This is a genomic window from Burkholderia sp. Ac-20392, assembly GCF_017104585.1.
Classification (GTDB): domain Bacteria; phylum Pseudomonadota; class Gammaproteobacteria; order Burkholderiales; family Burkholderiaceae; genus Burkholderia; species Burkholderia lata.
This window is the reverse complement of record NZ_JAAGPB010000370.1, coordinates 1-8,761: the sequence shown is the minus strand read 5'-3', so window position 1 is coordinate 8,761 and position 8,761 is coordinate 1. Positions and strand designations below refer to the sequence as shown.

Annotated in this window: 11 protein-coding genes and 1 pseudogene; 6 read left to right on the top strand and 6 right to left on the bottom strand. The window is 67.1% G+C overall.

What is annotated here, in order from left to right; genetic code table 11:
• Window positions 1-810, top strand: an 810-nt coding sequence (gene blaPEN-bcc / locus G3N99_RS29035; protein WP_206124104.1) for a PEN family class A beta-lactamase, Bcc-type, incomplete at its 5' end; no start/stop codon positions are given.
• Between the two features lie 480 nt (window positions 811-1,290).
• On the opposite strand, the gene G3N99_RS29030 is transcribed toward blaPEN-bcc, so the two are convergent.
• The 4 genes from G3N99_RS29030 to G3N99_RS29015 all read right to left on the bottom strand — a co-directional run bounded on the left by G3N99_RS29030 (window position 1,291) and on the right by G3N99_RS29015 (window position 2,962).
• Complete coding sequence (locus G3N99_RS29030; protein WP_041493212.1) at window positions 1,291-1,491, bottom strand: membrane protein; 201 nt, start codon at window positions 1,489-1,491, stop codon at window positions 1,291-1,293.
• A 378-nt stretch (window positions 1,492-1,869) separates the two neighbouring features.
• Window positions 1,870-2,238: an antibiotic biosynthesis monooxygenase family protein gene (locus G3N99_RS29025; RefSeq protein WP_206124103.1), complete on the bottom strand. Its 369-nt coding sequence runs from the start codon at window positions 2,236-2,238 to the stop codon at window positions 1,870-1,872.
• A 45-nt stretch (window positions 2,239-2,283) separates the two neighbouring features.
• Window positions 2,284-2,730, bottom strand: coding sequence for a MarR family winged helix-turn-helix transcriptional regulator (locus G3N99_RS29020; RefSeq protein WP_174945869.1), 447 nt, complete (start codon window positions 2,728-2,730; stop codon window positions 2,284-2,286).
• A 31-nt stretch (window positions 2,731-2,761) separates the two neighbouring features.
• Complete coding sequence (locus tag G3N99_RS29015) at window positions 2,762-2,962, bottom strand: hypothetical protein (RefSeq protein WP_206124102.1); 201 nt, start codon at window positions 2,960-2,962, stop codon at window positions 2,762-2,764.
• Here G3N99_RS29015 and G3N99_RS29010 point away from each other — a divergent pair.
• Window positions 2,961-3,413: a hypothetical protein gene (locus G3N99_RS29010; RefSeq protein WP_174945873.1), complete on the top strand. Its 453-nt coding sequence runs from the start codon at window positions 2,961-2,963 to the stop codon at window positions 3,411-3,413. The genes G3N99_RS29015 and G3N99_RS29010 overlap by 2 nt on opposite strands.
• A gap of 144 nt (window positions 3,414-3,557) precedes the next feature.
• Here the strand turns inward: G3N99_RS29010 and G3N99_RS29005 are convergent, their stop codons facing one another.
• Window positions 3,558-4,934 (bottom strand): ATP-binding protein, encoded by a 1,377-nt coding sequence (locus G3N99_RS29005; RefSeq protein WP_206124101.1) that lies wholly within the window; start codon window positions 4,932-4,934, stop codon window positions 3,558-3,560.
• Window positions 4,931-5,593, bottom strand: a complete 663-nt coding sequence (locus G3N99_RS29000; protein ID WP_174936870.1) for a response regulator — start codon at window positions 5,591-5,593, stop codon at window positions 4,931-4,933. The genes G3N99_RS29005 and G3N99_RS29000 overlap by 4 nt, the downstream gene beginning before the upstream one ends.
• A gap of 232 nt (window positions 5,594-5,825) precedes the next feature.
• On the opposite strand from G3N99_RS29000, the gene G3N99_RS28995 reads away from it, so the two are divergent.
• The 4 genes and pseudogenes from G3N99_RS28995 to G3N99_RS28980 form a co-directional block, all read left to right on the top strand.
• Window positions 5,826-6,179 (top strand): NirD/YgiW/YdeI family stress tolerance protein, encoded by a 354-nt coding sequence (locus G3N99_RS28995; RefSeq protein WP_011354377.1) that lies wholly within the window; start codon window positions 5,826-5,828, stop codon window positions 6,177-6,179.
• Between the two features lie 55 nt (window positions 6,180-6,234).
• Window positions 6,235-7,095, top strand: a complete 861-nt coding sequence (locus tag G3N99_RS28990; RefSeq protein ID WP_206124100.1) for a MurR/RpiR family transcriptional regulator — start codon at window positions 6,235-6,237, stop codon at window positions 7,093-7,095.
• Window positions 7,096-7,150: 55 nt separating this feature from the next.
• Window positions 7,151-7,576, top strand: coding sequence for a GNAT family N-acetyltransferase (locus G3N99_RS28985; protein WP_174936874.1), 426 nt, complete (start codon window positions 7,151-7,153; stop codon window positions 7,574-7,576).
• A 193-nt stretch (window positions 7,577-7,769) separates the two neighbouring features.
• Window positions 7,770-8,761 (top strand): annotated as a pseudogene (locus G3N99_RS28980) (hypothetical protein); the annotation flags it as partial.

Sequence of the window (8,761 nt, the reverse complement as noted above, 5' to 3'; positions counted from 1 at the left end):
GCCACGGCGGCCTCGCTCGACGCTCAGACGTTCGATGCGCTGGCGGCGCTCGAACGCAGCGCGGGCGGCCGCCTCGGCGTGTGCGCGATCGACGTCGCGAGCGGCCGGCGCGTGGAGCATCGCCAGAACGAGCGCTTCCCGTTCTGCAGCACGTTCAAGGCGATGCTGAGCGCGGCGGTGCTGGCGCAGAGCGTCGATCGCCCGGCGTTGCTGCAACAGCGCGTGACGTATACCAAGGCCGACCTCGTCAACTATTCGCCGGTGTCGGGGAAGCATGTCGGCGATGGTATGACGGTCGCCGCGCTGTGCGAGGCCGCGATCCAGTACAGCGACAACTCGGCTGCGAACCTGCTGATCAAGCTGCTCGGCGGCCCGTCGGCGGTGACGGCCTACGCGCGCTCGATCGGCGACGACACGTTCCGGCTCGATCGATGGGAGACCGAACTGAATACCGCGCTGCCGGGCGACCCGCGCGACACGACGACGCCGGCCGCGATGGCCGCGAGCATGCGCGTGCTGATGGTCGGCGAGGCGCTGCCGGCCGCGCAGCGTGCGCAGCTCGTCGCGTGGATGCGCGGCAACAAGGTTGGCGACAAGCGGATTCGTGCCGGCGTGCCGGCAGGGTGGACGGTCGCCGACAAGACGGGCACCGGCGATTTCGGGACGACCAACGACGCGGGTGTCGTGTGGTCGCCGTCGGGTGGGCCGATCGTGCTGGTCGTGTACTACACGCAGGCGAGCGCCGATGCGCGCGCGAAGGAAGACGTGATCGCGTCGGTCGCACGTATCGTGGTCAAGGCATTCGGTTGAGGCGGTACGGCGCGGCGTGCGTGATGCGGTCCGCATGCATGCCGTGCCGCAGCCGTGACCTGCGCGATCAAACGTTGTGCGATCAACGACTTAGGTCACGCATGCTCAGGATATCCACATGCTTGCCAACAAAAATTGTGGACAAGCCCGCGCGCGGCCGCATCCGGTGTGGCGCGGGCCGCCGTGCCGCGTTTGAGGCGGCGCGGACAAAGTCTTTCGGATCAAGCGCTTGGCCTCGGTATGCGCAGGCTATCCACATGCTTGCCAACAAAATCTGTGGACAAGCCGGTCCGCACGCGCGGTAGGCGCCACGCCCCATGCTGAATGGGCGTCTGAGCGGCACTTTCCCGGCCGCGTGCCGCATTTGAAGCGGCGCGGACAAAGTCTTTCGGATCAAGTGCTTGGTCGCGGTATGCGCAGGCTATCCACATGCTTGCCAACAAAATCTGTGGACAAGCCGCGCGGCCGCGGTGGCGACGGTCAGGGCTGCCGATCGTCGACGGTGGGCCAGCGCGCGAACGCGAACACCCACAACATGATGAAGTTCAGGACCGGGACGAACATCGTCAGGATCCACCAGCCCGAATGCCCGGTGCGCCGGACGATGCGGACGTACGGATAGATGACGACGGCGACCAGCACGATTGAGACGACCAACTGCCACGCAGTGAAGTGTTCCATGGCCTTCCTCGGGGTGAGGTGTCGTGGTGCGGCGCCGGCGGAACGGCCGGGCCGTTGAGCCGTCGCGCGAAGCCGGCGATGCGCGCCTGCGTGCGGCTCGCGTGATCTTGACGCGTGGCAGGCGCGAGCGTCAAGGCGACGGTGATGCGCTGCTGTTGCGCCGCTATTGTGCGGGATCGTCGGCCGGCGCGCATGCCCAGGCCGCACGGTGCCGCAACCGTGACGCCGCGCATGAACCGTAGCCCGATCAACGGGTTAGCGCAGGCTTGCGCAGGATATCCACAAGCTTGCCAACATTTTCTGTGGAGAAGTCGGGGTGCGCGAGCGACACGCAACCCACCCGCGAATGCCACGCGTTGCCCCGATTCATGCGCGCACTCACGCCGTGCAGATACCGGCCACGCCGACTTTCTGGAACAGGTGCGGGCTCGCGACGGCGGACGACGGATAGGCCGACAGCTTGGCGACGAACTCCGGATGCGTGAAGGCCGCGCGAAACGCTGCGGTCGATTCCCAGACCGCGTAGTTCAGGTAAGTCGGACTGTCGCCGAGCGCGCGATGCAACTGGGTCGAGATGAATCCCGGCTGCCGCTTCATGAATTCGGCGTCGTCCTTCCACACGGCAAGGAAGTCCGCTTCGTCGTCGGCGGCCAACGTGAACACGTTGACGAGGACGACCGGCTCCGCGTCGATGGCGATCTGTTGCTGGATCGGAAAGGCCGGATCCATCGGCTTGAAATGAGGCATGGGAACTCCTGCGGGTGAAGGTGAGGGGGCGGGGCGATTGAACGCTCACGCCGGTGCATCGGCGCCATGCGCACGGGACATCGCCGACAGAACGCGGATCGCCGCATCCAGGTCAGCCGAACTGAAGTCGCCGGCGATGTCGCGGACATGCTGTTGCCACTGCTCGACCACGGCCTGATAGGCCGCCTCGCCGCGAGGCGTCAGCGCGTACAGGGGCGAGCGCTTGTGCGCCGGGTTCGGCAGCGACTGCACCAGCCCTTCGTCGGTCAGCACGTTGATCTGCTTCAGCACGGCCTGCCGCGTGATGCCCATCGCGTCGGCGATCTGCGGAATGTTCGGGGCGTCCGGCGCCAGCGAGATGGCGCCCAGCACCTGCCAGCGCGCACTGGTCAGGCCGTGCGGCCCGGAGAAGGTGTTGCCCCATTCGATCAGCAGGCCGTTCAAGCGGAATACGGACAGCGCGACGGCGGTCAATTTCGCGGATTTCGTCATGTTCGATACGCGGGATGAATTGACAACTACTTTACGTATTGGACAACTGGTTGTCAATTAGACGAATGCACGTCCCTGAACGGGAGCGGGTCGGTAAACTGGCGACGCGATCCGGCACCGGTAACATTTGCCGCACCGGATGGCGGGCCGACAATAAAGAACCTGGAGAGAAATCAGTGAGAACGATCCGGAAAACGATCGCCGTGCCGTTGATGGCGGTGGCATGCAGCATGAGTGCGCACGCCTGTCAGCCTGCGTACCATCACACCGAGTATTTCGGCCGTAGCACCTACCTGAGCGACGAACTTCGCGACAAGGTGCTCGACGACATCCGTGCCCATCACTACACCGTCATCGAACCGCAAATCGGCTTGCTGTACTACCCGATCGTCAGGAAGGGCAACGCGATCTACCTTGGCCACCAGCCGATCGCGACGGAGAAGGACTCGTTCTGGTATCTGGGGCACGGCTATTACCAGCTGAACGGCCAGCTCTATTACATGGGCGAACGCGTCGGTGCGTATCCGGGCGGCGGCACCGTCGTCGTTCATGTCGAGGATCGCACGCGCCCCAGGCCGGACGACTATCCGAAGGGGCGCCTGTATTGCCGCGTCGAGCAGCACGCCAGCATCCTCGAAACCTCGACCGGCCTGCGGATCGAGCGGATCGTCGACGACAACTGAGCGGGTGCGTAGCTGACCCGGGCGGGCGCATTTGCCGCGCACGACGGACAAACCCTTTCCGATCAATGGCTTGGTGCGGTTAATGGAAGGTTGTCCACAAGCTTGCCAACACAATCTGTGGAAAAGCCGCGCGATGCGCGCGCGTCAGCCCGGCAGCGGAAAGCGTACCGTAACGGTCAGCCCGCGTCCGCCGCGCGTGGTGCCGAGCGCGACCGTCGCGCGATGCTGTTCGGCGATCCGCTTGACGATCGACAGCCCGAGCCCGCTGCCCGACGACGTGACGGCCTGCGCGCCTTCGCCGCGATAGAAGCGCTCCCACACGTCGGTGCGTTCGGCTTCCGGGATCCCCGGGCCGTCGTCGGCGACTTCGAGCACGGGCGTCGTGCCGTCGATGCGTGCGGACACATCGACACGCGCGCCGTCGCCCGCGTAGCGGATCGCGTTGTCGACGAGGTTGTTCAGCAGGACGCGCAATGTGTCCGCATTGCCCGAGGTCATCACGGGCGTCGACACGATCGCGCCGAGATCGATCCGGTGTGCGTCTGCGACGCGCGTGCGATCCGACACCACCGACCGGCACAGCGCGGCGAGATCGACGGGGGCCGACGCGGAGGCGGCCGCCTGCGCATCGGGTTCGAGGCGCGCGAGCGTCAGCAACTGCTCGGCGAGGTGGCCGAGGCGCGTCGTGCCGGCGTGGATCTGCGCGAGGATGTGCTCGCGCTCCTCGGCGGTCGACGCGCGCCGCAGCAACTGCGACTGGATCGACAGCCCCATGATCGGCGTGCGCAACTCGTGTGCGGCATCGGCGATGAAGTGGCGCTGCAGCGTGAACGAGCGGTCGAGGCGCGCGAGCAGGTCGTTGATCGCTTCGGCGAGCGGTCGGACTTCGTTCGGCATCGAGCCGACGTCGACCGGTTCCAGATTGTTCGCATTCCTTCGTTTGAGGCCGGATGCAATCGTGCGCAGCGGCCGCAGCCCCGCGCCGATGCCGAACCACAGGCCGATCGCGAGCAGCGGCAGCATCGAGAACACGGGCCACAGCAGGTGTACGGCGATGCCCGCGATCGCTTCCCATCGGGCATGGCGAGCCTGCGCGAGCCGGATCGTCGTGCCGCCGCGCTCGGTGACATAGGTGCGCCACGGCTGACCGTCGACGTCGACGCTCGCGATGCCTTTCTGCTCGGGCGGCGGCAGATTCGAATCGCGGTCGGTCGAATACACGAGCGTGCCGTTGCGCCACACCTGCAGCAGCACCGCGTCGGGGTCGCTCGCCTCGAAGCCGTGCTTGCCGTTGGCGTGGTTGCTGAACGACAGCTCGCCGTTCGGGCCGACGACGATCTGCTTCGACATGCTGCGCATCTGGTCGTCGAGCAGGTCGTCGAGCTCGCGCAGCGCGCCCCAGTAGGTGCCTGCACTCGCGACGAGGCCGATCACGCACGCGGCCGGCATCAGCCACGTCAGCAGGCGCCGCCGCAGCGACGCGTTGCGCCAGCGCGCGATCGCCTGTTGCATGCGTGTCATGCGCCGTCACCGATCCGGTAGCCGACGCCGCGCACCGTGCGGATCATGTCGTGGCCGAGTTTCTTGCGCAGGTTGTGGATGTGCACCTGCACGGCGTTGCTCTCGATTTCCTCGCCCCAGCTGTACAGCCGCTCCTCGAACTGCTCGCGAGAAATCACCGCGCCCGGGTCGCGCATCAGCTCGTGCAGCAGCACGAACTCCTTCGGCGACAGCGGCACTTCGTCGTCGTTGAGCCAGACGAGGTGCTTGACGGGGTCGAGCCGCAGCGGGCCGATCACGAGCGTCGTCTGCGCGCGGCCCGCATGGCGGCGATTCACGGCGCGGATGCGGGCGAGCAGCTCGTCGAGTTCGAACGGCTTGACGAGATAGTCGTCCGCGCCGCAGTCGAGGCCTGCGATGCGGTCGGGCACGCCGTCGCGCGCGGTGATGATGATCGCGGGGAGGTTTTCGTCGCGGCGGCGCAGCGCGGCGAGCACCGACAGGCCGTCGCGGTTCGGCAGCCCGAGATCGAGCAGCAGCAGGCCGTAGCCGGTCGCGCGCAGCGCGAGGGACGCGGCGTCGCCGTCCTTCACCCAGTCGACCGCGAAGCCCTCCTGTTTGAGGCCCTGTTCGAGCCCGCTGCCGATCAGCGGATCGTCCTCGACGAGCAATACGCGCATGAATTGGTGTCTCTTCAACGGGGCGCCGTGGCGCCCGGGGTTCCCATGATAAGCGCCCGTGTCTTAGGCAGACCTTAAATGCGGGCGGTGCGCGGCGGGCTTTCGTACGCGTCCGATGCGGCACCGTGTCGCTTCGGCGCGACCTTCAGGTTTGCTTAATCTTACGGTCCGTAATCTGAAACCGTCGCGTTCAACGGGGCGCGGCGTCACATCGAAGAAGAGGACCACGATCATGAAACACCTGGCCAGAATCCTGACGGTTGCGCTCGCCACGCTGCCCGCCGCCGTCTACGCGCAATACACGGGGCCGTCCACGCTGACCACGACCACCGTGAAGGAGCTGCTCGCGAACGGCAAGGACGACCAGCACGTGCAGTTGCAGGGCCGCATCGTCAAGCATGTCGGCGGCGAGGATTACGAATTCGCCGATGCGACCGGCACGATCCGCGTCGAGATCGACCACAAGCTGTGGACGGCCGGCCAGCCCGTCAGCGACAAGAGCGAAGTGAAGGTGACCGGCGAATTCGAGCGCAAGTGGTCGGGCAGCGTGAAGGTCGACGCCGATCACGTGGAAGTGCTGCGCTGACCGGTGCGCGCGGGGCCGGTGATACCATGGACGACCGGTTCCCGTTCCCACCAAGATGGCCGCCAATTTCGACGAACTCGCGTCCCGGATCCGGGCGCAATTTTCCGAGCTGAGCCCGCAATTCCAGGCGGGCGCTGCCTTCCTGCTCGATCATCCCGACGAAGTCGCCACCTCGTCGATGCGCAAGGTCGCCCAGCGCGCGCAGGTGCAGCCCGCGTCGCTCGTGCGGCTCGCGCAGCAATTCGGCTTCCCCGGCTGGAACGAGCTGCGCGACCTGTGCGTCGCACGCGTACGCACGCGCCCCGAGCCGCTCACGCAGCGGGCGCGCTCGCTCGTGCGGCCCGACGCGAAGGCGTCGCTCGCGCACGACCTGCTTGCCGCGCAACAACACAACCTGTCGGCCACCGCCGCGCAGAACGAGCACGCGCTCGCCGATGCCGCGAAACTGATCCGCAAGGCGTCGCATGTGCATGTCGCGGGGTTTCGCTCGTGCTATCCGGTTGCATTCGGCTTCGTGTACGGCTACCGGCTGTTCCGCCCGACCGTGTCGCTGCTCAACGGCGTCGCCGGTTCGCTCGAAATGGAGCTGCGGACGATCTCGAAGCAGAGCGTGACCGTCGTCGTCAGCTTCGCGCCGTATTCGCAGGAAGCGACGCGCGTCGCGCAGGCCGCGAAGGCGCAGGGCAGCCGGATCGTCGCGATCACCGACAGCGCGGTGTCGCCGATCGCACTGCACGCGGATGCGCAACTGATCTTCACGCACGACAGCCCGTCGTTCTTCCCGTCGCTGGTGGCCGCGCACGCGATGGCCGAAGCGCTGGTCGCGCAGTTGCTGGCGCTCGAAGGCAGCGATGCGATCGCCGCGCTCGAGCGCACGGAAGCCGAACTGCACGCGAAGGGCGCTTACGTCGTTTGACGCGGGGCGTACGGCTTCAACGCTTCCTTATGGTCGATTCAAGCGGATTCAACCGATGACGTTCACATACGAGGTGACGGACGCGGGCGACGCGAACGTTCGCAAGCAGATCGTCGCGCCGCTCATCCGGTTCAACGAAAGCCAGGCGGGCCCGATCGACGCCCGTCCGCTGGCCGTGGTCGTGACCGATGGCGAGGGCGTGGTGGTCGGTGGCCTGTGGGGCAGCACGGCGTACGGCTGGCTGCATGTCGACCTGCTCGTGGTGCCCGAGGCCGCGCGCGGCCAGGGCGCGGGCACGCGCATCATGGATCTGGCCGAGGCGGAAGCCGTCGCGCGCGGCTGCCACGGCGCGTGGCTCGACACGTTCGACTTCCAGGCGCGGCCGTTCTACGAGAAGCGCGGCTATGTCCGCTTCGGCGAGCTGCCGGATTATCCGGTCGGACACGCGCGCATTTTCCTGACGAAGAAGCTCGCGGGCTGAGCGCCGCCGCCGCGGAGAGCGGCGCGGTTGACGAGGTCGCCGGCCGTCGCCTAGGATACCGGTCAGCGATGCAGGTCGCTTCCGGGTCCGCGGAAAGGGTTGAACCCACCTGTCGCAGCAAATTCAGCTTTCCTCCTGTCCTTTGTGCTGGCGGTATTGCGGACCTTCGGCCATTTACTGCACGAGGATTCGCATGAAAAAGCTGCCTCCCAAGGCCAATCCCGATCATCTGAAAAAGCAGGCCAAGGCGTTGTTGCGCCTGTACCGGCAGGGCGACGCCGATGCCGTCGCGCGCTTCGTCCGGTTTCTCCCTGCAGCAGCGAACCACACCCACGACGAAGCGCTCGCGCTCGGGCTTCGGCTGCACGACGCGCAATCCTGCATTGCGCGCGAGTACGGTTTTGCGTCATGGGCCGATCTCGGCGCATTCGTCGAAACGCATGCGCTGGCGGGGCAACAGCGATCGGAGCTGATCCGGCGCTGGCTCCACCTGGCGTACGGCGGCGACGTGACCGGCGGCTTCGACGCGCCCCGGCCGCGCGTCGCCGCGCAATTGCTGCTCGACCATCCCGATCTCGTGGCGGGCGATCCGACCGTTGCCTGCGCGGCCGGCGACCTCGACGCGGTGAAGGCGGCACTGGCCGTCGATCCCGGCTGGATCGCGCGCGCCGGCAGCGTGCTGAAGCTGCCGCCGCTGGTTGCCGTCACGCATTCGCGGCTCGGGCAGCTTCCCGCGTTTGCCGTCAGGCTGCGCGCGTGCGCGCGTCTTCTGCTCGATGCCGGCGCCGATCCGAACCAGCGGATCGGCAACCGCTTTCCGCCGGCTTCGCTTGCCGCACCCGACGAAGCGGAGCCGCTGTCGGCGCTGTACGGCGCGGCGGGCGTCAATCGCGATCCGGTGCTCACCGCCATGCTGCTGGAAGCCGGCGCCGATCCGAACGACGGCGAATCGCTGTATCACTCGGTCGAAAATCCGGCCTGTACGCGCGTGCTGCTTGAACACGGCGCGCGGGTAGGCGGCACGAATGCGTTGCGGCGCGCGTTCGACATGCGCGACGCAGATGCACTCGAACTGCTGCTCGCGCATGGCGGCGACCCGAACGAGCCGCCTGGCGCGGGGCTGGCGGAGACCTGGGGCGCGCCGTTGTTGCGGGCGATCGGCGTGCGCTGCTCGGCACGCCATGG